Origin of the sequence: Arthrobacter sp. B0490 (assembly GCF_002929355.1) — a bacterium.
In the GTDB taxonomy this organism is placed as follows: domain Bacteria; phylum Actinomycetota; class Actinomycetes; order Actinomycetales; family Micrococcaceae; genus Arthrobacter_D.
This window is the reverse complement of sequence record NZ_PJIR01000003.1, coordinates 90004-114112: the sequence shown is the minus strand read 5'-3', so window position 1 is coordinate 114112 and position 24109 is coordinate 90004. Positions and strand designations below refer to the sequence as shown.

Below are 24109 nucleotides of genomic sequence, written 5' to 3'. Positions count from 1 at the left end.
GTCAGTGGCTCGGGCGGAGGCGCGTGGCCTCGAGCTTCTCGCGGACGTCGGGCAGGTGCCGGCGGCTGACCGGCAGCTCGGCGTCGCCCACGAAGAGGCTCGCACGCCCGGCACCGATGCGCACCTGGCGTACCTGGTCCATGGAGACGAGGTAGGAGCGGTGCGTGCGGAGGAAGCCGGCGTCGGCCCACTGCCGCTCGAGGTCGTTGAGCGGGATGCGGATGAGGTAGCTCGCCTCGGCGGTGTGCAGGCGCGCGTAGTCGCCCTGGGCCTGCACGTACCGGACGTCGTCGCGCCGGATCATCCTGCTGACCCCGCCCTGGTCCACCGTGATGACCTCGGGCGCCGCCGTGGAGCCTTCCACGCGTTCGCAGACCCTCCGCACCGACTCGGCGAGACGCGCGGTGCGCACGGGCTTCAGGAGGTAGTCGACGGCGCGCAGCTCGAACGCCTCGAGGGCGCGGTCCTCGTCGGCGGTCACGAACACGACGGCGGGCGGACGGCTGAAGCGTGAGATCACCCGGGCGATGTCGAGCCCGGACAGGGACGGCATGTGGATGTCGAGGAACAGGGCGTCGACGCTGTGGAGCTCGAGCGTCCGCAGCACCTCCGCGCCGCTGGACGCACGGTGGATCGTGCCGATCCGGGCGTCCTTGCCGAGCAGGAAGGCCAGCTCCTCGACCGCGGGGAGCTCATCGTCGGCGATGATGACATTGACCATGTTTTCTAGGTTACGCGTCCTACGCCTGGTGCTCGGGCTGCGACTTGGGCACGCGCATGGTGATGAGCGTGCCGGCGCCCGGCGCCGTGTCGATGATGAGGCCGTGGTCGTCGCCGTAGACCTGGCGCAGGCGCGAGTCGACGTTCCGCAGTCCCACGTGCACGCCCTCCGTGTGGCCGGCGAGGACGGACCGCAGGTGCTCGGGCTCGATCCCGACGCCGTCGTCCTCGATGGTCACCTCCGCGAAGGGTCCGACGTCGTGCGCGGTGATCGTGATGTTCCCGATGCCGTCCTTCGAGTCGAGCCCGTGGCGCACGGCGTTCTCGACGAGGGGCTGGAGGCTGAGGAACGGGATGACCGTGCTGAGGACCTCGGGGCCGATCTCGAGGCTCACCCGGAGGCGGTCCCCGAACCGTGCCCGTTCGAGCAGGAGATAGCGGTCGATGCTGCGCAGCTCCTCGGCCACCGTGGTGAAGTCGCCGTGGCGGCGGAAGGAGTAGCGGGTGAAGTCCGCGAACTCGACCACCAGGTCACGGGCCCGCTCGGGGTCGGTGTTGATGAAGGACGCGATCGCGTTCAGCGAGTTGTAGATGAAGTGGGGGCTGATCTGCGCGCGGAGCGCCCGGAGCTCGGCCTCGGCCAGGAGCCGGCGGGACGAATCCAGTTCCGCGAGCTCCACCTGCGTGGACACCCACCCGGCGAGCTCGTTGGTGGCCCGCACGAGGCCGGCGTCGACGTCGCCCGCGAAGGCACCGACCGTCCCCACCACGCGGTCGTCCACGCGGATCGGGGAGAGGACGAGTTCCCCGAGGTCCGTGAGCCCCGCGGCGTCGAGGCGCTGCCGGCGGACGATCTGCGTGCGGCCGCTCTCGAGGACCTGCCGCACGAGCGGCATCACGTCCGGCGGTGTCCCCCGCCCGCCCTCCCACGCCAGCACGCCGGCGTCGTCGCTGATCATCAGTACGTCGCACCGCAGCAGCCCGCGCAGGTGCCGGCTCGCCCTCGAGGCGCCCGCGGGGGTGAGTCCCTCGCGGAGGTGCTCCGAGGCGAGGGCCGCCGTGTGGAGCGTGGCGTAGGTGGCGCGGTCGGCGTCGGACCCGAGGTCCCGGTACGAACGCGAGAGCCGGAAGCCGAGCGAGGCCACGACGGCGAGGGTGATGACGGCCACGGCGCACACGAGGGCGGTGTCGACGGCGGCGCTGAACATGCCCTCAGCGTATCGCCGTCCGCGCGGCGGTCCTGCCGTGCCGTTCGTCGCGTGGGGCAACCGTTCGGCGCACCCGGCTGCGCGCTCGGCGACGCGCCCCGCGGTGCAGGTGGTGCGCGCCGCCGTCGTCCCGCACAGTGATGGGAGTCACACCGGCGTGCCCTCCCGCGCGGCCGTCCCCTGCCGCACCGTGCCCGGGTGACTCCCCGAGAAGAAGGAGGAACCATGGGTTCGCACCCAGTAGGGCCGGTAGACGGTTCCGGTGCTGCCGTGGACTTCACCAAAGTCCAGCAGACCGAGCAGTTCAAGGAACTGCGCAAGCGCCACCGCAGTTTCGTGTTCCCCATGGCAGTGTTCTTCCTGCTCTGGTACTTCGCCTACGTGCTCCTGGCCGACTACGCCCACGAGTTCATGGCCACGCCGGTCTTCGGCAACATCAACATCGGCATCATCCTGGGGCTGCTGCAGTTCGTCAGCACCTTCGCCATCACCATGTGGTACGTCAGCTACGCCAACCGGCGCCTCGACCCGATCGCCGCGCAGCTGCGGCACGAGCTCGAGGAAGCGGCACCCGACGCCTTCATCGACCCTGCAGGAGGAAAGAAGTGATCGCTCTTCCCAGCGCGGCCGTCCGCGTGCCGCTCCAGACGGCCGAAGCCACGACCGTGGGCTCGCCGCTGCTGAACATCGGCATCTTCGGCCTGTTCGTCGCGATCACCCTCGTGATCGTGCTGCGGGCCAGCCGCAATAACAAGACCGCCGCGGACTACTACGCCGCGGGCCGCTCCTTCACGGGCGGGCAGAACGGCACCGCCATCGCGGGCGACTACCTCTCCGCAGCGTCCTTCCTCGGCATCGTCGGTGCCATCGCCATCAACGGCTACGACGGCTTCCTGTACTCGATCGGCTTCCTCGTCGCCTGGCTCGTGGCCCTGCTCCTCGTCGCCGAACTGCTGCGCAACACCGGCAAGTTCACCATGGCCGATGTCCTGTCCTTCCGCCTCAAGCAGCGCCCCGTCCGCATCGCCGCGGCCATCACCACCCTGGCGGTCTGCTTCTTCTACCTCCTCGCGCAAATGGCGGGCGCAGGCGGCCTCGTCTCGCTCCTGCTCGGGATCAACGACCGCGTGGGCCAGTCCGTGGTCATCACCGTGGTCGGCGTGCTCATGATCATGTACGTGCTGATCGGCGGCATGAAGGGCACCACCTGGGTGCAGATCATCAAGGCGTGCCTGCTGATCGCCGGCGCGTTCATCATGACGGTCTGGGTGCTGGCCCTGCACGACTTCAACCTCTCCACACTGCTCGGTGCGGCCATCGAGACCTCCGGCAACGCCGCGATCACGAGCCCGGGCCTGCAGTACGGCGCCAGCGCCACCACGCGGCTCGACTTCCTCTCCCTGGCGCTCGCCCTGGTGCTCGGCACGGCGGCCCTGCCACACGTGCTCATGCGCTTCTACACCGTGCCCACCGCCAAGGAGGCCCGCCGCTCCGTGGTCTGGGCGATCTGGCTCATCGGCGCGTTCTACCTGTTCACGCTCGTGCTCGGCTACGGCGCGAGTGCGCTCATCGGCGCCGAGCGCATCGCCGCCGCTCCCGGCGGCGTCAACTCGGCCGCTCCGCTCCTGGCCTACGAGCTCGGCGGGTCCATCCTGCTCGGACTCATCTCCGCCGTCGCCTTCGCCACGATCCTCGCGGTCGTCGCGGGTCTGACCATCACGGCGGCCGCCTCGTTCGCCCACGACATCTACGCGAGCGTCATCCGGCGCGGCAAGGTGGACCCCGACGGCGAGGTCAAGGTGGCACGCCGCACCGTCGTCGTGATCGGCCTGCTCTCGATCCTCGGCGGCATCGGCGCGCAGGGCCAGAACGTCGCATTCCTCGTGGCGCTCGCCTTCGCCGTGGCGGCCAGCGCCAACCTGCCGACCATCCTCTACTCCCTGTTCTGGCGGAAGTTCAACACCCAGGGCGCGGTCTGGAGCATGTACGGGGGCCTCGGTTCGGCGATCCTGCTGATCGCGCTCTCGCCCGTCGTCTCGGGCGGTGAGAAGTCCATGATCCAGAGCGCCGACTTCTCCCTGTTCCCGCTGAGCAACCCGGGCATCGTCTCCATCCCGCTCGCGTTCTTCCTCGGCTGGCTGGGCACCGTCCTCTCGCGGACCACGGAGGACCCGATGAAGCAGGCCGAGATGGAGGTCCGCTCGCTCACCGGTGTCGGTGCCGAGAAGGCCACCGACCACTGACGCGTTCCGCCTCCCGGCTGCAACGCACGAGGCCGCCCCACCGTCGTGGTGGGGCGGCCTCCTGCGTCAGGGCTGCGCGCGGGGCCCGCGCGCCAGCAGCGGCTCGACCCGGAAGGGGATGAGCTCGCCCATCGCGAGCGACGTGTCGCACCGTTCCACGCCGTCGCACGCCAGGATCTTGCCGTTGATGCGGAACAGGTCCTCGGCGTCGACGGCGACCACGCGGACCAGGATGTCCGCCTGGCCGGTGAGCCCGAAGGCCTCGACGACCTCGGGTACCGCGGCGATGCTGCGGGTGATGGCCGCGAGCTTCTGCTGCTGGACGTGGACGTGGATGAAGGCGGTCAGCGGATAGCCCAGCGACACCGTGTTGACGCGCCGCTCGAACGAGAGGAAGACCCCCTTCTTCTCGAGCTGCGCCATCCTCGCCTGCACCGTGTTCCGGGACAGTCCCAGCTTCTGAGCGAGGGCCACGACGGTGCGCCGGGGGTCCTTAGCCATCGCCTGCAGCAGGCGCGTGTCGGTGAGGTCGAGGGGTTGCATAGTGCGCAACGCTAACACGGCCCACGGCGGCGTAATGGTGCACTCTGCTCAGTCGAGGAGCCGACGGTTGTACCCCCTGCCCGCTGTGAGTAGGGTCACACTCACTCCGGGTAAAGGCGCCCGGAGCCCCTCCGCACGGATCGTCGACGGAGGGTCGCCTGCGAGTGCGAAGGTGCATGCAATGACCCAGGATGGCTCCCTGCCGGGACCCGGCAGGACCGACACGGTCGGAACGGCGGAACAGGCGAGCGGCACGGTGCATCCCGGTCCCTCCCGTCCCGACGCCGACGAACTCGTCCAGCTCATCGACCCCGCCGGTGTCCGCCACCCGCACGGACACTACGACCGCCTCGTGGCCGACGTCGACGGCCCCGCCCTGCAGCGGCTCTACGAGGACATGGTGGTGGTCCGGCGCATCGACGCCGAGGCGACCGCGCTGCAGCGCCAGGGAGAGCTCGCGCTCTGGCCCCCGCTCCTCGGCCAGGAGGCGGCCCAGATCGGGTCGGGACGGGCCCTGCGCTCCGACGACTTCGTCTTCTCCAGCTACCGCGAGAACGCCGTCGCGTACTGCCGCGGCGTGGACCTCGCGGACATCCTCCGCGTCTGGCGCGGCAACGCCTCCTCGGGCTGGGACCCGTACACCATCAACATGGCGACCCCGCAGGTCATCATCGGGGCGCAGACCCTGCACGCCACCGGGTACGCGATGGGCATCCTCAACGACGGCGCCGACGCCGTCGCGGTCGCCTACTTCGGCGACGGCGCCACGAGCCAGGGCGACGTGAACGAGGCCATGGTCTTCGCGGCGAGCTACCAGGCGCCGGTGGTCTTCTTCTGCCAGAACAACCACTGGGCCATCTCCGAGCCCGTGGGGCTGCAGGCGCACGTGCCGATCGCGCGCCGGGCGCCCGGCTTCGGCATCCCCTCGGTGCGGGTCGACGGCAACGACGTCCTCGCGTGCCTCGCCGTGACCCGCGAGGCGCTAGCCCGGGCGCGCTCGGGCGGCGGGCCCACCTTCATCGAGGCGGTCACCTACCGCATGGGGCCGCACACGACGGCGGACGATCCCACACGCTACCGCGACGCGAACGAACTCGAGGACTGGGCGGCCCGCGATCCGCTGGCGCGGCTGGCCACCCTGCTGGACTCGCTCGGCCTGCTTGAGGCGGACTACACCGACTCCGTCAGGGCGAAGGCCGACGCCGTCGCCGCCGAGCTGCGGGAGGGTTGCCTCTCGATGCCCGAGCCGGCGCCGTCGGACGTCTTCAAGCACGTCTACAGCTCACCGAACTCCTGGCTGGACCGCCAGCAGGACCACTACGAGCGCTACCTCGCCTCCTTCGCCCAGGCGCCCCAGGAAGGACCCCGCTGATGACCACCATGACCTTCGGCCGCGCGATCAACGCAGGCCTGCGCCGCGCCATGGACGACGACCCGAAGGTGATCCTCATGGGCGAGGACATCGGCAAGCTCGGCGGTGTCTTCCGCATCACCGACGGCCTGCAGAAGGACTTCGGGCCGCACCGGGTGCTCGACAGCCCGCTCGCCGAGGCCGGCATCATGGGTACCGCCGTCGGCATGGCCTACCGGGGGTACCGCCCCGTCGTGGAGATCCAGTTCGACGGGTTCATCTACCCGGCCTTCGACCAGATCGTCTGCCAGGTGGCCAAGCTGCACTACCGCACGCAGGGGGCGGTGAGGATGCCCATCACGATCCGCGTCCCCTTCGGCGGCGGCATCGGTTCGCCCGAGCACCACTCCGAATCGCCCGAGGCGTACTTCACCCACACCTCGGGCCTGCGCGTCGTCAGCGTCTCGAACCCGCAGGACGCCTACACGATGATCCAGCAGGCCATCGCCAGTGACGACCCCGTGCTGTACTTCGAGCCCAAGCGGCGGTACCACGTCAAGGGGGAGGTCGACGAGGGAGCCGACCCGGCCGCGTCGGACCTGGGCGCCGCCCGCGTGGTCACGGAGGGCACCGACGTGACGCTCGTGACGTACGGCCCGCTCGTGCCGACGGCGCGCGACGCCGCCGTCGCGGCCTCCGACGACGGCATCTCGATCGAGGTGATCGACCTCCGGTCCCTCGCCCCGATCGACTTCGCGACCGTCGAGGCGTCGGTGCGGAAGACCGGCCGGCTCGTCGTCACCCACGAGGCCGCCCAGTCGGGCGGACTCGGCGCGGAGATCGCCGCGAGCATCACCGAGCGGTGCTTCGACTTCCTCGAGCACGCCCCCGTCCGCGTCACGGGCTTCGACATCCCGTACCCGTATTCCAAGCTCGAGTTCCACCACCTGCCGGACCTGGACCGGATCCTCGACGGCGTGGACCGCGTGATGCGCCGGCCGAACTCCCTGAGCGGACTCGACGGCGAACCCACCAGCGAAGGAGCGTCCCTGTGACGACGACGGCCACCGTGAAGGAATTCCGCCTGCCCGATCTGGGGGAGGGGCTCACGGAATCGGAGATCGTCCAGTGGCATGTGGCCGAGGGTGACACCGTCGAACTGAACCAGGTCATCGCCGACGTCGAGACCGCCAAGGCCGTCGTCGAGCTGCCCTCGCCCTATGCCGGCGTCGTCGTCCGCCTGCACGAGGCCGCCGGGACCGTCGTCGACGTCGGGGCACCGATCGTCTCCTTCGCCGTGGCGGGGGAGCCGGAGGTCGCACCCGTGCCGTCCGCCGGCGAGGAGCGCCCCGCGAAGCGCGAACCGAACCTGGTCGGGTACGGTGCGGCCGTGGAGAAGGGCGGCAGGCCGCAGCGCCGCAGCCGCCTGCTGTCGGCGGCCCGACCCGCAGGGGCACCGCCGGTTCCGGCCCGCCGGGAGCGGCCCCGGTCCACGCCACCGGTCCGCAAGCTCGCGCGCGATCTCGGCATCCCGCTCGACGGCCTCGCGGGGACCGGTCCCGGTGCGCTCATCACGCGCGCCGACGTCCTGGCGGCCCTCGCCGGCACGGCGGGGAGCCCGGTGGCGGCGCCGACGGAAGGGGTGGTCCCCCCGGTCCGCCAGGCCGCGCGATCCGCGGCAGGGGAGACGCGGACCCCGATCAGGGGTGTGCGGAAGCACACGGCCGCCGCCATGGTCGCGAGCGCCTTCACCGCGCCGCACGTGACGGAGTTCCTGACCCTCGACGTCACGCCGACCATGGACCTGCTCGCGGAGCTGAAGCAGAGCCGCGCGTTCGAGGGCACGAGGATCACGCTGCTCGCCCTCGTGGCGAAGGCCGTGTGCATCGCCGTCGCCCGGAACCCGTCCCTCAACTCGTCCTGGGACGAGGAGGCGCAGGAGATCGTGCAGTACGCCGACGTGAACCTCGGGATCGCCGCCGCCACGCCGCGCGGGCTGCTCGTCCCCAACATCAAGGCGGCACAGGCCCTGGCCCTCGTGGAGCTTGCGCGGTCGCTCGGCTCGCTGGCGGAGACCGCGCGTGCCGGGAAGACCCCGCCGACGGACCTGGCCGGCGGGACGATCTCGATCACCAACATCGGCGTGTTCGGGATCGACGCCGGGACGCCGATCCTCAACCCGGGGGAGGCCGCGATCCTGGCGGTGGGCGCCGTGCGGAGCATGCCGTGGGAGTACCAGGGCGCCGTCGCCCTGCGCTCCGTCCTGACGCTCAGCCTCTCCTTCGACCACCGGCTCGTCGACGGCGAGCAGGGGTCGCGCTTCCTGGCCGACGTGGGCACCATCCTCCGGAACCCGGCGATGGTCCTCGCGATGGTCTAGCGCAGGGGCGGCACCACGTCGTCGTCCGGTCCTGGACGGTCACGCCAGTTCGAGGATGAGTTCCTTCACCACGGCGCCACGGGCCGGGGCGAAGCCCTGCGTCTCGCCGACCTGCTGGAAGCCCCAGCGCTCGAGGATGCGGATGGAGCTCACGTTGTCGGCGACGGCGCGTGCCCGGATGGGCCGTTCCGTGACCTCGGCGAGGAACTGGCCCACGGCCGCCGTGGTGATGCCCTGGCCCCACCGTGAGCGGTCGATCCAGTAGCTGATCTCGGGCGTCTCGGCGTCGTGGTAGGCGAGGATGCTGCCCACCACCTGGCCGTCCGAGAGGATGGTGCGCACCGTGATCCGGCCGTCGTTGAGGATGTCCTGCCAGTGGTTGTCGAACACCCCGCGGTCGGACGGGTTCTTGGCGCCGAAGGCGGCCATGTGGTTGGCGCCCGGGTCGAGCTGGTGCGAGAAGAACTCGTCGAGGTCGGTTGCTTCAACGGGACGTAGCGTGATCACAGCGGCACTTTCAGTCGGTGGAGGGGCCGGGCGGGCTGCGCGGCCGGAACTTCTCGTGGGATCAGCGTACTAGCCGCCCCGGTGCGGTCCGGGGGCCGTCGCCGCCTCACGCGGTCAGGGCGGCCCACGCCATGTCCTGCAGCAGGTCGCGGAGCGCGGCGAGCTCGCGCGACGACGTGGTGCCGTGCGTGGTGTGCGGCGTCGAGTTGATGAGCCCGAAGACGGCGTGGACCTTGCGCCGCAGCATCGACCGGTCCGCGTCCGGCAGGTGGCGGGCCAGTTCGTCCACCCACACCTGGACGTAGCCGCGCTGCAGGGAGCGGACGGTGCGTCCGTCGTCGTGCGCGAGGGACGCGAGGTCGCGGTCCTGGACGCGGATGACGTCGGCGTTGTTGAGGGCGAACTCCACCTGGAACCGGATGAGCCCCCGCAGCGCCTCCTCCGGGGAGGAGGCCGCGGCGGCGACGGCCCGGCCGCCCTCGAGCAGGTCCTCGCTGACCCCGGTGAGCAGGGCGGACAGGACCGAGGGCTTGCCCGGGAAGTGGCGGTAGACCGCCGGACCGCTCACGCCGGCCGCGGCGCCGAGGTCCTCGATGGACACGCCGTTGTACCCGCGATCGGCGAACAGCTGGGCGGCGGCGTCGAGCAGTGCCGCCCGGCGGGTGGCCTTCGCGATGCTCCGACCCGTCACGCGGTCCTCGGTGGGCAGTGCCTCCATGGGGGTCCTTGTCGTTCGCCGGGGGAATTCGTCCCCTCATTGTCATGGACAACCGGGTTAATGACCACTAACCTGAATTCGGTTAGTGTTTGCTAACTGAACTGCACGCGAGGAAGTAGCCGATGGAGACCCTGACTTCGAAGGTCGATCCGCTCTCACCGGCATTCTCGGCGAACGCGGCGGCCCAGGCGGATCTCGCCCACGACCTCCGCCGGCGGCTCGCCACGGCCGCCCTGGGCGGTCCCGAACGGTCCCGCGAACGGCACGTCGCCCGCGGCAAGCTCCTGCCGCGCGAACGGATCGACCAGCTGCTCGACGACGGCAGTCCCTTCCTCGAGATCGCACCCCTGGCAGCCGACGGCATGTACGACGACGAGTGCCCCAGCGCGGGCCTGATCGCCGGCATCGGCCTGGTGCACGGCCGCCACGTCCTCGTGATCTCCAACGATGCGACCGTCAAGGGCGGGACGTACTACCCGATGACGGTCAAGAAGCACCTCCGGGCCCAGGAGATCGCCCTCGAGAACCTCCTGCCCTGTGTCTACCTCGTCGACTCCGGCGGGGCGTTCCTGCCCCGGCAGGACGACGTCTTCCCCGACCGCAACCACTTCGGCCGCATCTTCTACAACCAGGCGACCATGTCGGCCCGGAAGATCCCGCAGATCGCCGCCGTCCTGGGCAGCTGCACCGCGGGCGGCGCCTACGTGCCGGCGATGAGCGACGAGACCGTGATCGTCCGCAACCAGGGCACGATCTTCCTGGGCGGTCCGCCCCTCGTGAAGGCGGCCATCGGTGAGGTCGTCACGGCGGAGGAGCTCGGCGGCGGCGACGTCCACTCGCGCGTGTCCGGCGTCACCGACCACCTCGCCGAGAACGACCAGCACGCACTGGAGATCGTGCGTGACATCCTCGCCACCCTGCCGCCCGTCACGCCGGTCGTGTCCGCGTCGGCCCCCGTCCTCGAGCCCGCCGTGGCGCAGGACGAGCTCTACGGGGCCGTGCCGACGGACGTCAACGCCTCCTACGACGCCCGCGAGATCATCGCCCGCCTCGTCGACGGCTCGCAGTTCCACGAGTTCAAGCGGGAGTACGGCACCACCCTCGTCACCGGCTTCGCCTCGATCCACGGGCACCGCGTGGGCATCGTCGCCAACAACGGCGTGCTGTTCAGCGAATCGGCGCTCAAGGGCGCCCACTTCATCGAGCTCTGCGACCAGCGCGGCGTCCCCCTGGTGTTCCTGCAGAACCTCTCCGGCTTCATGGTCGGGAAGGACTACGAGGCCGGGGGCATCGCGAAGAACGGCGCCAAGATGGTCACCGCCGTGGCCACCGCGCGCGTGCCCAAGCTCACCGTCGTCGTCGGCGGCTCCTTCGGCGCCGGCAACTACTCGATGTGCGGGCGCGCGTTCTCCCCTCGCTTCCTGTGGATGTGGCCCGCCGCCCGCATCTCGGTGATGGGCGGCAACCAGGCGTCGTCGGTCCTCGCCACCGTCAAGCGCGACCAGCTCGAGGCGCGGGGCGAACAGTGGCCGCTCGAGGAGGAGGAGGCGTTCCGCGCACCGATCCGCGACCAGTACGAGGCCCAGGGCAACCCCTACTACTCGACCGCGCGCCTGTGGGACGACGGCGTGATCGATCCCGCCGACACCCGGACCGTGCTCGGCCTCGCGCTCGACGTCTGCGCCACCGCGCCCCTGCCCGATACCTCCTTCGGCCTCTTCCGGATGTGACCCGATGACCTCACCCAGCACCCCCGCCCCGCACCGCACCTACGGCCGGCCCAGCACCCCCGGCCGCCCCGCCACGGTCTGGCCCTTCGACACCGTCCTCGTCGCGAACCGCGGGGAGATCGCGAGCCGCGTGATCCGCTCCGTCCGGGCGCTGGGGCTGCGCTCCGTCGCGGTGTACAGCGACGCGGACGCCGGGGCGCGGCACGTCCTGGAGGCCGACGTCGCCGTCCGCATCGGTGCCGCGGCGCCGTCGGAGAGCTACCTGTCGATCCCCGCCGTCCTCGAGGCCTGCCGTCGCACGGGCGCCGGCGCGGTCCACCCCGGGTACGGGTTCCTCAGTGAGAACGCAGCCTTCGCCGACGCGCTGCGCGACGCGGGGATCGTCTTCATCGGCCCGTCCGTCCACGCCCTGGACGTCATGGGGGACAAGATCCGGTCCAAGAACCACGTGGCCTCCTCCGGCGTCCCCGTGGTGCCCGGCATCGCCGAACCGGGCCTGACCGACGACGACCTGCTGCGCGCGGCCGGCGACGTCGGCTTCCCGCTGCTCATCAAGCCGTCCGCGGGCGGCGGCGGCAAGGGCATGCACGCCGTCCACCACGCGGCGGACCTGCCCGACGCGCTCGCCACGGCACGTCGCGTCGCGGCCCGCGCCTTCGGCGACGACACCCTGTTCCTGGAACGCCTGATCCTCCGGCCCCGCCACATCGAGGTGCAGGTGCTCGCCGACGGCCACGGCACCGTCCTCCACCTCGGCGAGCGCGAGTGCTCCCTGCAGCGCCGGCACCAGAAGGTCATCGAGGAGGCGCCGTCGGCCCTGCTCGATCCGGCGACGCGGTCCCGGATCGGTGAGGCGGCCTGTGCCGCGGCGCGCAGCGTCGACTACACCGGCGCCGGTACGGTCGAGTTCCTCGTCTCCGACACCGCACCGGACGAGTTCTTCTTCATGGAGATGAACACGCGCCTGCAGGTGGAGCACCCCGTCACCGAACTGGTGACCGGCGTCGACCTCGTGGAGTGGCAGATCCGCATCGCCGCCGGCGAGGAGCTGCCGTTCGCGCAGGACGACGTCGTCCTGACGGGCCACGCCGTCGAGGCGCGCGTCTACGCCGAGAACCCGGAGGCCGGGTTCCTCCCCTCGACCGGGACCGTCCTGGCGCTCGCCGAACCGACGGGGGAGGGCGTGCGGGTGGACAGCTCGCTCCTGCCCGGCGGTACCGTCTCGTCGTCGTACGACCCGATGCTCGCCAAGGTCATCGCGTGGGGTGCGGACCGGGGCGAGGCGCTGGACCGGCTCGATGCCGCCCTCGCCGGCACCCTGGTGCTCGGCGTGGACACCAACATCGAGTACCTCCGCCTGCTCGTGAACGACGACGACGTACGGGCCGCGCGGCTCGACACCACCCTCATCGAGCGCAGGCTCCCCGATCTGGCCTTCCGGCACGCGGGCCCCGAGGACCTGGCGCTCGCCGCGGTGCTGCTCGTCGAGTCCGAGCCGGCCGTCCCGGGGGGATCCCCCTGGCGCCGGGGCGACGGCTTCCGGCTCGGGACGCCCCGGCCGCGCGTCGTGACGCTCGAGGTCGACGGCGCTCCCGCGACCGTCCGGCTCCTGCGGACCGGAGGCGGATGGGCCGCCACGGTCGACGGAGGCGAGGACCGCGGCCCCACCGACGTCACGGTCGCTGTCGACGCCGGCGGAGCGACCATCGACGGCCTGCGTTCCCGCCGGCACCATTCCGTCGACGGCGACACGGTCTGGCTCGGCGACGCCGGCTGGTCCGCGCGCCTGCGCCGCCCGGGTCGCCGCGAACTGCTCGACGCCGCCCTGGCCCGCATCACCCGCGAGGAGGGATCGGCCGACCCGCTGGTCCGCAGCCCCATGCCGGGCACCGTGGTGTCGGTGTCCGTCGAGGACGGCGCCACCGTCGAGGCGGGCGACGTCCTCGTCGCCGTCGAGGCCATGAAGATGGAGCACCAGCTCACCGCCGCCCTCGCCGGCGTCGTCCGCCTGTCCCTGAAGCCCGGGGACCTCGTGCGGGCACAGCAGATCCTCGCAACCATCGAGGCGGCCCCCGAGGGCGGCCCCGCACCTATCCCCACGGAAGGGAACGCAGCATGAATTTCGAACTGAGCGAGGAGTACCAGGACCTCGTCGACAGCGTCCGCGACTTCGCCGACGAGGTCGTGGCCCCGGTCTCCGCCAAGCACGACGCCGAGCACAGCTTCCCCTACGACGTGGTCCGCCAGATGGGGGACATGGGCCTCTTCGGCCTGCCGTTCCCGGAGGAGTACGGGGGAATGGGCGGCGACTACTTCGCGCTGTGCCTGGCACTCGAGCAGCTGGCCCGCGTGGACCAGTCGGTGGCCATCACCCTCGAGGCGGGAGTGTCCCTCGGGGCGATGCCGGTCTACCGCTTCGGCACCGAGGAGCAGAAGCAGCAGTGGCTGCCCTCCCTCGCGTCCGGCAGGGCGCTCGGCGGGTTCGGGCTCACCGAATCCGAGGCGGGATCCGATGCATCCGGCACGAAGACGACGGCCAGGCTCGAGGAGGGCGCCGGCGGTTCCGAGTGGGTCATCAACGGGACCAAGGAGTTCATCACGAACTCGGGCACCGACATCACCTCGCTCGTGACCGTCACCGCCGTCACCGGCACCTCGGAGCGTCCCGACGGCACCGTGAAGAAGGAGATCTCCACCCTCCTCGTGCCCTCGGAGACGCCCGGCTTCACCGCCGAGAAGGCCTACAACAAGGTGGGCTGGAACGCCTCCGACACGCACCCGCTGACCCTGCAGGACGTCCGCGTCCCGGAGGCGAACCTCCTCGGCACGCGGGGCCGCGGCTACGCCAACTTCCTGCAGATCCTCGACGAGGGCCGGATCGCCATCGCCGCGCTCGCCACGGGCGCTGCGCAGGGCTGCGTGGAGCAGTCCGTCCGCTACGCCGGCGAGCGGATGGCCTTCGGCAGCAACATCGGCGCCTACCAGGCCATCCAGTTCAAGATCGCCCGCATGCAGGTCCGGGCCCATACGGCGCGCCTGGCCTACTACGATGCCGCGTCCCGCATGCTCGCCGGCAAGCCGTTCAAGACGCAGGCCTCCATCGCGAAGCTCGTGGCCGGTGAGGCCGCCATGGACAACGCCCGCGATGCGACGCAGATCTTCGGCGGCTACGGTTTCATCAACGAGTTCGTGGTGTCCAGGCACTACCGTGATTCGAAGATCCTGGAGATCGGCGAGGGGACCACGGAGGTCCAGCTCATGCTGATCGCCCGGGACCTCGGCCTCTAGCCCGATACATCCAGCCCGACACCTCCGGCCGACGGCCGGGCGGAGCCGCGGCGACACGAAGGAGAAGCAGTGATCAACAAGGTGGTCAGCAGCGCGGCCGAGGCCGTGGCGGACATCCCCGACGGCGCGTCCCTCGCCGTCGGCGGCTTCGGACTGTGCGGCATCCCGGTGACCCTCATCGACGCCCTGCACGCGCAGGGCACGGCGGAACTGGAGACCGTGAGCAACAACTGCGGTGTCGACGACTGGGGCCTCGGCATCCTCCTGTCCGACCACCGCATCCGCCGCACCATCAGCTCCTACGTGGGCGAGAACAAGGAGTTCGCACGCCAGTACCTCGCGGGCGAGCTCGAGGTGGAGCTCACCCCGCAGGGCACGCTCGCCGAGAAGCTCCGCGCCGGCGGAGCAGGGATCCCGGCCTTCTACACGACCGCGGGCGTCGGCACGCAGGTGAGCGAGGGCGGCCTGCCGCAGCGCTACGACAGCGAGGGGAACGTCACGGTCGCGTCGAAGGCCAAGGAGGTACGGTCCTTCGACGGAGTCGACTACGTCCTGGAGGAATCGGTCCGTCCGGACTACGCGCTGGTGCACGCCTGGAAGGGCGACCGCCACGGCAACCTCGTGTTCCACGCCGCCGCGATGAACTTCAACCCGCTGTGCGCCCAGGCCGGCAGGATCACCATCGCCGAGGTCGAGGAGCTCGTGGAGCCGGGCGAACTCGAGCCCGGCCAGATCCACACCCCGGGGATCTTCGTGCAGCGCGTCGTCGTCGCACCGGACGTGGAGAAGCGCGTCGAGAAGCGCACGGTCTCGCTGGCCGGATCCGCCGTACCCGAAGGAGCATGAGCATGGCACTGACCCGCAATGAACTGGCGGCCCGCGTCGCCCAGGAACTCGAGAACGGCCAGTACGTCAATCTCGGCATCGGCATGCCCACGCTCATCCCCAACTACATCCCCGACGGGGTCGAGGTGGTGCTGCACTCCGAGAACGGGATCCTCGGGGTCGGCCCGTACCCCGCGGAGGACGCCGTGGACCCGGACCTCATCAACGCCGGCAAGGAGACCGTCACGGCCAACGCCGGGGCGGCGTTCTTCGACTCGGCGTCCTCGTTCGGCATGATCCGCGGCGGGCACGTCGACGTCGCCGTCCTCGGGGCCATGGAGGTCGCGCAGAACGGCGACCTCGCGAACTGGATGGTTCCGGGCAAGATGGTCAAGGGGATGGGCGGCGCCATGGACCTCGTGTTCGGGGCGAAGCGCGTGATCGTCATGATGGAGCACGTGGACCGTGCGGGCCGTCCGAAGATCGTCGGGACGTGCTCGCTGCCGCTGACCGGCAAGGGCTGCGTGAACCGGATCATCACCGACCTCGCCGTGATCGACGTCGAACCCGACGGACTGGTGCTGCGCGAGACCGCGCCCGGCGTGAGTGCCGACGACGTCGTCGCCGCCACCGGCGCGCCGTTGCGCATCGACCTCCCGGAAGCGGCCGCGTGAGCGATACCTCGCCGGAGCGCCACGTGATCGAGCAGCGCGGGCTCTACTTCGACGAGCTCACCGTGGGGGCCGTCTACGCCCACCGTCCGGGCCGCACGCTCACGGAGGCGGACAACGTCCTCTTCACCACGCTGACCATGAACACCCAGGCGCTGCACCTCGACGCGGCCTGGTCGGCGGCCCAGCCGTTCGGCCAGCGGCTCGTGAATTCGATGCTGACCCTCGCCACGCTCGTGGGCCAGTCCGTCTCACAGCTCACGCAGGGCACCATCGTGGCGCAGCTCGGACTGACCGACGTCGTGTTCCCGAGACCGCTCTTCCACGGCGACACCCTCTACACCGAGACGGAGATCACCGGCGTGCGTCCGTCGTCGTCCCGTCCCGGGCAGGGGATCGTCTCGATGGCCCACACGGGGCGCAACCAGCACGGCGACGTCGTGGCGACGGCGACCCGCAGCGTGCTGATGTGGTCCTCGACCGCGCAGCAGGAGGGACGGGCATGAGCGGCATCGCCCTGGGCCCGGCCCTGCTGTTCTGCCCCGCGGACCGGCCGGAGCGCTACGCGAAGGCAGCCGAGCGAGCGGACACGGTGATCCTCGATCTCGAGGACGCCGTCGCGCCCGCCGCGAAGCAGGGCGCCCGTGCCGCGCTCGCCGCGTCAGAGCTCCCCCCGGACCGCACGGTCGTGCGGCTCAATGCCGTCGGGACCCCCGATTTCGCCCTCGACTGCGCGGCCGTCCGCGGCACCGCGTACCGCACGGTCATGCTCGCCAAGACGGAGTCCGTCGACGACATCGCCGCCGTCCGGGCCGCCCTCGGCGACGTGGAGGTCATCGCCTTGTGCGAGACCGCCCGCGGCGTCGTGAACGCCGTGGACATCGCCCGGGCCGACGGCGTCATCGCGCTCATGTGGGGTGCCGAGGATCTCGTGGCGTCCCTCGGCGGGACCTCGAGCAGGACGTCCGCCGGGACCTACCGCGCGGTGGCCCTCCAGGCGCGCTCGCACGTGCTGCTCGCAGCGGGCGCCGCCGGCCGGCTGGCCATCGACGCCGTGTACGTGGACATCGCCTACCTCGACGGTCTCGCAGCGGAGGCCGACGACGCCGTCGCCTCCGGTTTCGCCGCGAAGGCCTGCATCCACCCCGGCCAGGTCGCCACCGTCCGGGCAGCGTTTGCGCCCGTCCAGGCCGAGGTCGAGTGGGCGCGTGCGCTCCTCGCGGCGGCCGAGACCGAGCGAGGGGTCTTCACCTATGAGGGGCGCATGGTGGACGAGCCGATCCTCCGCCACGCGCGCAGTGTTCTCGGCAGGGCTTCGCGCGGCTGATGGTCCTTGCCGCGCGGTGTCGCAGCGGGGGTTGTGCTCCGTTGTGATCGCCGTACGCTGGGGCGATGCAACCACTGCGGTACTCCATCAACATCACCCTGGACGGGTGCTGTGACCACCGTGAGGGCGAGGCGAGCGAGGAGCTGCACCGTCATGCGGTGGAGAACCTGCTCCGGGCCGACGCCCTGCTGTTCGGCCGCGTGACCTACGAGATGATGGAAGCGGCGTTCCGCGCGCCCGTCCCGGCAGGTGGAGGGCCCGCGTGGACGGAGCCCTTCGCACGGACGATCGATGCGGCGAAGAAGTACGTGGTGTCCAGCACCCTGGAGCATGTCGACTGGAACGCCGAGCTGCTGCGCGGCGACCTGGCGGAGGCGGTCCTGGAGCTCAAGCAGGCGCCGGGCCGGGGACTCTTCACGGGCGGGGTGACGCTTCCGCTGGCGCTGGCGGAACTGGGCCTGATCGACGAGTACGAGTTCGTGGTGCACCCGCGGATCGCAGGCCATGGTCCCACGCTCTTCGCCGGGCTTGCGCAGCGGGTCGACCTCCGGCTCGTGGACCGGCAGGAGTTCGGCTCAGGAGCGGTGGCCCTGCGGTATGAGCCGCGCACGTAGACACACCCGCCGCCGCAGTCCCTTCCCGTCGAGCCGATCGAAGGCGTTGGTCCCACCCTCGCACGGCGCTCTCGCAGAAGCCCTGTCCTGCTGAACCTTCGCTCAGAAAGGGGGCAGCGCTGCGGCTTCAGGCATCTGCTCCACGCGCGTCGCGATCTCGACGCCCTGCAGTATCCGGGCAGTGGGCGAACTTCCCGCCTCGCCCGGCGGCGGCTCGGGCGGCGTCGTGTAGGCGCGGCCACCCGGCGACAGCCAGGTCAGGCCGCCGCTGGGATCGGGACTCGGGGTCCAGTCCGTCTGATGCTTGAGCATGTGGTGTCGCTTGCAGGCGGGATGGAGGTTGTCCGGACCGGTCGATCCGTCGTCGGCCCACGCGAGCAGGTGATCGAGGTCGCAGCGGCTGGCGGGACGGGAGCACCCGTAGAAGCAGCACGTCTTGTCCCGGAGCTGGACCCATGTCCGCAAGTCCTCGCTCGGGCGATACCGCATGCGGTCCAGACCGAGAACCGCACCGGTGCAGGGGTGGGTGAGCAGACGCATCCACGAGGTGGCGTCCGCTGCGAGTTTCCGGGCCGCATCGGCCGGGATGGGGCCGTAGCCCTCGAGCTCCGCCGGCTCATCGGTGAGCCCCATGAGCGAGAACACCGGGACGGTGACCACGATCTTCGCCGAGGAAGAACGCGCACCCCGACCGGCGTGCCCCGCATCGGTGCTGTCGCCGCCACCCCGGCGGTTCTCGCAGGAAGCGGCTGCTACGCCGGTGGTTCCGCCGGTGCTGAGCAGCATGTCCGCCAGGACATCGGCCCGCAGTTGCGGCAGGGTCCGCGGGTCGTCATCGGCCCGCAGGGTACGGGCTGCCGCGTCCACGGTGGTGTGGAGGGCCAGCGCCTGCTCCGCCGGAAGGAAAGCGCTGAACCATGCCATGCCGTCCTGATCCGGCTCGAACACGACGCACCGGTCGGCCGCCGCCTTCACCCGGCGGGCGGTCAGCGTCTCGGGGTGCAGCTTCTCCCGCAGCCGCCGGCACCGCGCCGTCAGCCTGGGTCGGTTCACATCGCCTGCGGTCTTCAGGATCTCGGCCTCGAAGGCGTGCACAGCGTCGTCAGGAAGGGTACGGGACTGTTCCACGATGACCGACGCGCGCGCGGGGCAGATCTCGCCCCTCTCGAGGGCCGTCAGCGTGTTGGTCAGCTCACCGGTCAACGTCAGCGACTCCGAGACGAGGCGCGCGGCGGAACCTTCGGACAGCTTCAGCAGTGCCGCGGTCTCGACGACCGTCTCGGTGACCGCGAGGGACGACGACCGGCCGGACCACGTATGGTGCTCGCGATCGCTGAAGGTATGGACCTGCGCGACCAAGCGGGCCCGCTGGGCTGCCGCCCATGACGCCAGGCGGTCCGTCGCCCGCAGCAGATCGAGCGTGACCGCGAGGCTGGGGGGATCGGCGACGCCGGACGTGGCGTCCTCCAGCCGGCCCACCAGGGCGTACGGCGATGCCTTCTCGACGCGGGCACGCGCATGCTCGTCGACCCCGGCATCGTCGAACTCCCCCTCCGAGCCGAGGACCTTGTCGAACGCATCCGCAGGCCAACCCCAAGTCGCCTCGTCGTAGGCGTCCTCGAGAGTCAGCAGCGCCTATCCGGTGGACATACCTCATTAAATCACCCGGCACCGACACTATCGGCGCCAATCACAGGGCCGGAAGGGAGTACGAATCGCCGAACTCGAGCCGTTCCGACCGATGCCCCGGGGGAATGCCGACCCCCACTCTGCGGGATACTTGGGCCATGGATTTCAGCAACCCCACCCGCGAGCACCGGCGTGTCTCGATCCTCGGCTCCACCGGCTCGATCGGCACGCAGGCGCTCGACGTGATCGCAGCAGCCCCGGACCGGTTCAGCGTCGCCGGACTCAGCGCGGGCGGGCGGAGCCTGGAACTCCTCGCCCGCCAGGCCGTCGCCGTCCGTGCCCCCGCCGTCGGGGTCGCCTCCGCGTCGGAGGCCGCGCTCGAGCAGGCCATCGGCCGGGCGGCCGACGCCGCCGGCGTCTCCGGGTACGCGCCCCAGCTCTTCGCCGGCACCCGTGCGGCGGCAGAGATTGCCGCGTGGCCCGACGCCGACGTCGTCCTCAACGGCATCACCGGATCCATCGGGCTCGAGCCGACCCTCGCGGCCCTCGCCGCCGGGCACCTGCTGGCGCTCGCTAACAAGGAGTCGCTGATCGCCGGGGGAGCCCTCGTGCGGGCCGCCGCCGCGCCCGGCCAGCTCGTCCCCGTCGATTCCGAGCACTCGGCCATCGCGCAGGCCCTGCGCGGGGGGACGGCCGACGAGGTGGACCGCCTCGTCCTGACCGCCTCCGGCGGGCCGTTCCGCGGCATGACCCGCGCGCAACTGCGGAACGTCACCCCGGCGCAGGCCGTCGCCCACCCCACGTGGGACATGGGCCGCGTCATCAGCACGAACTCCGCCTCCATGGTCAACAAGGCCCTCGAAGTCATCGAGGCGCACCTCCTCTTCGACATCCCGCTGGAACGGATCGACGTCGTCGTCCACCCGCAGTCCGTGGTCCATTCGATGGTCCAGTTCGTCGACGGCTCCACGCTGGCGCAGGCCTCGCCGCCGGACATGCGCCTCCCGATCGCCCTCGGCATCGGCTGGCCGTTCAGGGTTCCGGGTTCGGCGAAGGCCTGCGACTGGAGCAGGCCCGCCGAATGGACCTTCGAGCCCTTGGACGAGGAGGCGTTCCCCGCGATCACCCTCGCCAAGCGCGCCGCCGCCGAGGGGGGTACGCGCATGGCCGTCTACAACGCCGCGAACGAGGAGGCCGTCGACGCCTTCCACAGGGGAGCCATAGGTTTCCCTGACATCGTGGACACGGTGTCCGCGGTCGTCGACGACCAGCGCGCCCGGGACGCGGCAGGCGGCGCCGGGCGGGAACCCACGCTCGCCGCGGTCCTCGAGGCCGAGCGCTGGGCACGGACGAGCGCCCGGGCCCGTTGTGGCCTCGGAGACCCACCGCAGGAGTCGCTGCCGAAGGCGGCGGCCGTATCGGAAGGCCAGAAGGAAGAACTGTGACTGTTCTGCTGTTCGTCGTCGGAGTGCTCGTCGTCGTGGTGGGGATCGCCGCCTCGATCGCGCTGCACGAGGTGGGACACCTCGTGCCCGCGAAGCTCTTCCGGGTCCGTGTCACGCAGTACATGGTGGGCTTCGGCCCCACCGTCTGGTCCCGGCGCCGCGGTGAGACGGAGTACGGTCTCAAGGCGATCCCGGCCGGGGGGTACGTGTCGATGGTGGGCATGTTCCCGCCCGCGACGACCGAGGACGGCGCCGTGCGCCAGTCCAGCACCGGCGTGTTCCAGCAGCTCACCAACGACGCGCGGCAGGCCGCGGCCGAGCAGCTGCAGCCGGGGGACGAGGACCGCGTCTTCTACAAGCTGCCCATCTGGAAGCGGATCATCATCATGATGGGAGGGCCGCTGATGAACCTCCTGATCGGGACGGTGCTGTTCGCCGTCCTGCTCATGGGATTCGGGACCGCCCAGCCCACCACCACGATCGCCTCCGTCTCCGAGTGCGTCGTCCCCGCCAGCCGGCAGGTCGAGACCAACCAGACGGAGTGCGGCGCGGACGACCCCGCCGCCCCCGCCTACGAGGCCGGCCTCCTGCCCGGAGACCGCGTCGTGGCCTTCGACGGCCGGGACGTCACGGACTGGGACGAGCTGTCCGGGTGGATCAGGGACGCGGCCGGCCGCGAGGTCGGCATCAGCTACGTGCGCGACGGCGAGACCGTCGACTCGACCATCACGCCCCTGCTGACGGAGCGGCCCGTGGCCGCTGCGGACGGCACGGCCGAGGTCGACGGCGACGGCAACGCCGTGACGCAGGAGGTGGGCTTCATCGGCGTCGGATCGACGCAGGAACTCGTCCCGCAGCCCGCCGGCGCGGTACTGCCGGCCGTCGGCGACTCGCTGGCCCGCGTGGCCGGGGTGGTGCTCAACCTCCCGCAGCGCGTCGTCGAGGTCGGCCAGGCCGCCTTCTCGGACGCGCCCCGTGACCCCGAGGGCCCCATCAGCGTGGTGGGCGTCGGCCGGATCGCCGGCGAGATCTCCGCCATGGAGGAGATCCCCGTGGCGTCGCGCGCAGCGACGCTCATCGGACTGGTGGCCGGCGTGAACCTGGCCCTGTTCGTGTTCAACCTCATCCCGCTGCTCCCGCTCGACGGCGGCCACGTGGCCGGTGCGCTGTGGGAGGGCCTGCGCCGCGGCGTCGCCCGCCTGTTCAAGTGGCCCGATCCCGGACCGTTCGACATGGCGAAGCTCCTGCCCCTGACCTATGCCGTCGCCATCCTGCTGATGGGCATGGGGGTCCTGCTGATCTATGCCGACATCGTGAAGCCCGTCGACCTCTTCGGCTGATCGGTTGTAATTCGAATTTCAACCTTATACGGTTGATGAATGTTCGTCCTCACGATCGACCAAGCAGGCAGCCGGAGCTCCGCCGATCGCGTCCCTGAGCTGCTGGGCCTGCTCGCCCCGATTCCCACGGTCCTGCCCTGGGAACGCTCCGTCGGCGACGAGGCTCAGGGCGCCCTGGCCGGGGCGGGCGACGTCGTCGACGCCGCCCTGCTCTGCCTGCGCGCCGGCGGCTGGTACGTCGGCATCGGCGTCGGCGAGGTGGAACGGCCCTTCCCGCGCTCACCGCGTGAGGCCCGCGGGTCGGCCTTCGTGGCGGCCCGGCACGCGGTCGAGCGCGCCAAGAAGACGGGGGACCGGGCGCCCCTGGCGGTCGAGGCGCCCGACGACGGAGCCCGGGCGGCGGCGGAGGCGGAAGGAGTTCTCGCGCTCCTCGGCCGGCACGTCCTGGGGCGGTCGGAGGCCGACTGGCGCATCCTCGACCTCCTGCGCGCCGGTGAGCGCGGCACGCAGACGGCCGTCGCCCGCGCCCTCGGGATCAGCCCGCAGGCCGTGAGCAAGGCGGCGGGGCGGGCCGCCTGGCACGAGGAGCAGGCCGTCCGTCCCGCGGCGGCGCGGCTCCTGGCGCTGGCCGACACCGGGGTGTAGCCGGGCGCCGACGGCGACCCGAGGACACCCCGCTGGGGGTGCCGTGCTGTAGACATGCATGACATACCGACAGGACATGGAGGAGGCTCGGTGGACGCATTGTGGATCGCGGTGGCGCTCGTGGTGGCAGGCGGCGTCGGCCTGCCCGTCACCATGCTCGTGCTGCGGCTGGCACGCTCCGTGGACACCGCGGAACGGCGCCGTGAGGAGCTCCCGGAACCGGCCGACCAGCCGCAGCTCGACCTCCCCGAGCCGCCCGACCAGCCGCCGCAGGCACCCGTCGACGCCCTGCCCCCGGGTGTGCTCCGCGGTGGCCTGGTCATCGGCGTGCTCGAGCGCCTCGCGGTGACCGTCGCCATCCTCGGCGGCCAGCCCGTCGCCATCGCCTACGTCGTGGCGGTCAAGGCCCTCGGCCGCTACGCAGAACTGAAGGAGACCCCGGCCGCGTCGGAGCGCTTCATCATCGGCACCCTGACGTCCATGCTCTGGGCCGCGGGCGTCGCGACCCTCGTCAAGGTCTACCTGCTGTGACTCACGTAGGGTGAGTTCATGAGCATCTTCGCCGTCGAGTACGTATACAACCCCGATCACGACGCCCTCCGCGCGGAGCACCGGCCCGCGCACCGGCAGTGGCTCGAAGAGCTCGTCGGGCAGGGCCGTGTCCTCGCGTCGGGTCCCTTCGCCGACGGCAGCGGAGCGCTCCTCCTCTTCACCTCGGAGAGCGAATCGGATCTCAGCCGGCTGGTCGGACAGGACCCCTTCGCCCTGGCGGGAGCCATCGCGGCGGTCAAGACCGCCGAATGGAAACCGATCATCGGAGCATTCCGCGACCACGTGTGACGTGCATCGCCCCCGCGTCCCGGACCGTCGGGGCGGGTGGATAATGAAAAAACGAAACTCGTCGGACGTGCGGTCAAGGCCGCCA

General features: G+C 71.1%; 25 protein-coding genes. 19 read left to right on the top strand and 6 right to left on the bottom strand.

All coding sequences use genetic code 11. The features are described from left to right. Position 1: 1 nt before the first annotated feature. Together CXQ97_RS06115 and CXQ97_RS06110 are read right to left on the bottom strand one after the other, a co-directional pair. Positions 2-721: a LytTR family DNA-binding domain-containing protein gene (locus tag CXQ97_RS06115; RefSeq protein WP_104179972.1), complete on the bottom strand. Its 720-nt coding sequence runs from the start codon at positions 719-721 to the stop codon at positions 2-4. 19 nt (positions 722-740) lie between these two features. Beyond that, complete coding sequence (locus CXQ97_RS06110) at positions 741-1928, bottom strand: histidine kinase (RefSeq protein WP_104179971.1); 1188 nt, start codon at positions 1926-1928, stop codon at positions 741-743. Here CXQ97_RS06110 and CXQ97_RS19395 point away from each other — a divergent pair. From CXQ97_RS19395 to CXQ97_RS06100, 3 genes are read left to right on the top strand one after another with little or no spacing between them, the layout of a single operon-like run. Continuing rightward, positions 1927-2130 carry a hypothetical protein gene (locus CXQ97_RS19395; RefSeq protein ID WP_146069582.1) on the top strand — a complete coding sequence of 68 codons (204 nt, stop codon included), beginning with the start codon at positions 1927-1929 and terminating at the stop codon, positions 2128-2130. The two genes, CXQ97_RS06110 and CXQ97_RS19395, sit on opposite strands and share 2 nt — an antisense overlap. 23 nt (positions 2131-2153) lie before the next feature. Further along, a complete protein-coding gene (locus CXQ97_RS06105; protein WP_104179970.1) occupies positions 2154-2537 on the top strand; it encodes a DUF485 domain-containing protein in 384 nt (127 codons plus the stop codon). Continuing rightward, positions 2534-4171, top strand: a complete 1638-nt coding sequence (locus CXQ97_RS06100) for a cation acetate symporter (protein WP_104179969.1) — start codon at positions 2534-2536, stop codon at positions 4169-4171. The genes CXQ97_RS06105 and CXQ97_RS06100 overlap by 4 nt, the downstream gene beginning before the upstream one ends. Before the next feature lie 66 nt (positions 4172-4237). On the opposite strand, the gene CXQ97_RS06095 is transcribed toward CXQ97_RS06100, so the two are convergent. After that, on the bottom strand, positions 4238-4714 hold the full coding sequence (locus CXQ97_RS06095; protein WP_104179968.1) for an Lrp/AsnC family transcriptional regulator: 477 nt from the start codon (positions 4712-4714) through the stop codon (positions 4238-4240). Between the two features lie 181 nt (positions 4715-4895). Here CXQ97_RS06095 and pdhA point away from each other — a divergent pair, with 181 nt between their 5' ends. The 3 genes from pdhA to CXQ97_RS06080 are packed head-to-tail and all read left to right on the top strand — an operon-like array spanning position 4896 to position 8445. Then, the gene (pdhA, locus tag CXQ97_RS06090; protein ID WP_104179967.1) at positions 4896-6086 is read left to right on the top strand and encodes a pyruvate dehydrogenase (acetyl-transferring) E1 component subunit alpha; all 1191 of its coding nucleotides are present in this window, start codon (positions 4896-4898) and stop codon (positions 6084-6086) included. After that, complete coding sequence (locus tag CXQ97_RS06085) at positions 6086-7120, top strand: alpha-ketoacid dehydrogenase subunit beta (RefSeq protein ID WP_104179966.1); 1035 nt, start codon at positions 6086-6088, stop codon at positions 7118-7120. Before pdhA ends, CXQ97_RS06085 begins: the two co-directional genes overlap by 1 nt. Next, the gene (locus CXQ97_RS06080) at positions 7117-8445 is read left to right on the top strand and encodes a dihydrolipoamide acetyltransferase family protein (protein WP_258062339.1); all 1329 of its coding nucleotides are present in this window, start codon (positions 7117-7119) and stop codon (positions 8443-8445) included. Before CXQ97_RS06085 ends, CXQ97_RS06080 begins: the two co-directional genes overlap by 4 nt. A 39-nt stretch (positions 8446-8484) precedes the next feature. On the opposite strand, the gene CXQ97_RS06075 is transcribed toward CXQ97_RS06080, so the two are convergent. Beyond that, positions 8485-8952, bottom strand: coding sequence for a GNAT family N-acetyltransferase (locus tag CXQ97_RS06075; RefSeq protein ID WP_104179965.1), 468 nt, complete (start codon positions 8950-8952; stop codon positions 8485-8487). A 106-nt stretch (positions 8953-9058) separates the two neighbouring features. After that, positions 9059-9670, bottom strand: a complete 612-nt coding sequence (locus tag CXQ97_RS06070; RefSeq protein ID WP_104179964.1) for a TetR/AcrR family transcriptional regulator — start codon at positions 9668-9670, stop codon at positions 9059-9061. Positions 9671-9792: 122 nt separating this feature from the next. Between CXQ97_RS06070 and CXQ97_RS06065 the strand changes: the two genes are divergently transcribed. The 8 genes from CXQ97_RS06065 to CXQ97_RS06030 all read left to right on the top strand — a co-directional run bounded on the left by CXQ97_RS06065 (position 9793) and on the right by CXQ97_RS06030 (position 18125). Then, positions 9793-11400 carry a carboxyl transferase domain-containing protein gene (locus tag CXQ97_RS06065; RefSeq protein ID WP_104179963.1) on the top strand — a complete coding sequence of 536 codons (1608 nt, stop codon included), beginning with the start codon at positions 9793-9795 and terminating at the stop codon, positions 11398-11400. Between the two features lie 4 nt (positions 11401-11404). Further along, complete coding sequence (locus tag CXQ97_RS06060) at positions 11405-13519, top strand: biotin carboxylase N-terminal domain-containing protein (RefSeq protein ID WP_104179962.1); 2115 nt, start codon at positions 11405-11407, stop codon at positions 13517-13519. Further along, the gene (locus CXQ97_RS06055) at positions 13516-14688 is read left to right on the top strand and encodes an acyl-CoA dehydrogenase family protein (protein ID WP_104179961.1); all 1173 of its coding nucleotides are present in this window, start codon (positions 13516-13518) and stop codon (positions 14686-14688) included. The genes CXQ97_RS06060 and CXQ97_RS06055 overlap by 4 nt, the downstream gene beginning before the upstream one ends. 69 nt (positions 14689-14757) lie before the next feature. After that, positions 14758-15534 (top strand): CoA transferase subunit A, encoded by a 777-nt coding sequence (locus CXQ97_RS06050; RefSeq protein ID WP_104179960.1) that lies wholly within the window; start codon positions 14758-14760, stop codon positions 15532-15534. Between the two features lie 2 nt (positions 15535-15536). Next, positions 15537-16187 carry a CoA transferase subunit B gene (locus CXQ97_RS06045; RefSeq protein ID WP_104179959.1) on the top strand — a complete coding sequence of 217 codons (651 nt, stop codon included), beginning with the start codon at positions 15537-15539 and terminating at the stop codon, positions 16185-16187. Further along, on the top strand, positions 16184-16690 hold the full coding sequence (locus CXQ97_RS06040; RefSeq protein ID WP_104179958.1) for a MaoC family dehydratase: 507 nt from the start codon (positions 16184-16186) through the stop codon (positions 16688-16690). The genes CXQ97_RS06045 and CXQ97_RS06040 overlap by 4 nt, the downstream gene beginning before the upstream one ends. Further along, positions 16687-17511 (top strand): CoA ester lyase, encoded by an 825-nt coding sequence (locus CXQ97_RS06035; protein WP_104179957.1) that lies wholly within the window; start codon positions 16687-16689, stop codon positions 17509-17511. The genes CXQ97_RS06040 and CXQ97_RS06035 overlap by 4 nt, the downstream gene beginning before the upstream one ends. Positions 17512-17576: 65 nt before the next feature. Continuing rightward, entirely contained in the window at positions 17577-18125 is a 549-nt protein-coding gene (locus CXQ97_RS06030) for a dihydrofolate reductase family protein (protein ID WP_104179956.1), read from the top strand. A 102-nt stretch (positions 18126-18227) separates the two neighbouring features. On the opposite strand, the gene CXQ97_RS06025 is transcribed toward CXQ97_RS06030, so the two are convergent. Beyond that, positions 18228-19604 (bottom strand): HNH endonuclease signature motif containing protein, encoded by a 1377-nt coding sequence (locus CXQ97_RS06025; protein WP_181034995.1) that lies wholly within the window; start codon positions 19602-19604, stop codon positions 18228-18230. Positions 19605-19912: 308 nt separating this feature from the next. Here CXQ97_RS06025 and dxr point away from each other — a divergent pair, with 308 nt between their 5' ends. The 5 genes from dxr to CXQ97_RS06000 all read left to right on the top strand — a co-directional run bounded on the left by dxr (position 19913) and on the right by CXQ97_RS06000 (position 24024). Then, the gene (dxr, locus tag CXQ97_RS06020) at positions 19913-21199 is read left to right on the top strand and encodes a 1-deoxy-D-xylulose-5-phosphate reductoisomerase (RefSeq protein ID WP_104179954.1); all 1287 of its coding nucleotides are present in this window, start codon (positions 19913-19915) and stop codon (positions 21197-21199) included. After that, positions 21196-22539, top strand: coding sequence for an RIP metalloprotease (locus CXQ97_RS06015; RefSeq protein WP_104179953.1), 1344 nt, complete (start codon positions 21196-21198; stop codon positions 22537-22539). Before dxr ends, CXQ97_RS06015 begins: the two co-directional genes overlap by 4 nt. 39 nt (positions 22540-22578) lie before the next feature. Then, the gene (locus CXQ97_RS06010; RefSeq protein ID WP_104179952.1) at positions 22579-23184 is read left to right on the top strand and encodes a helix-turn-helix domain-containing protein; all 606 of its coding nucleotides are present in this window, start codon (positions 22579-22581) and stop codon (positions 23182-23184) included. Between the two features lie 90 nt (positions 23185-23274). Next, entirely contained in the window at positions 23275-23715 is a 441-nt protein-coding gene (locus CXQ97_RS06005) for a hypothetical protein (RefSeq protein ID WP_104179951.1), read from the top strand. Positions 23716-23733: 18 nt separating this feature from the next. Then, positions 23734-24024 carry a YciI family protein gene (locus CXQ97_RS06000; RefSeq protein ID WP_104179950.1) on the top strand — a complete coding sequence of 97 codons (291 nt, stop codon included), beginning with the start codon at positions 23734-23736 and terminating at the stop codon, positions 24022-24024. Positions 24025-24109: the final 85 nt, after the last annotated feature.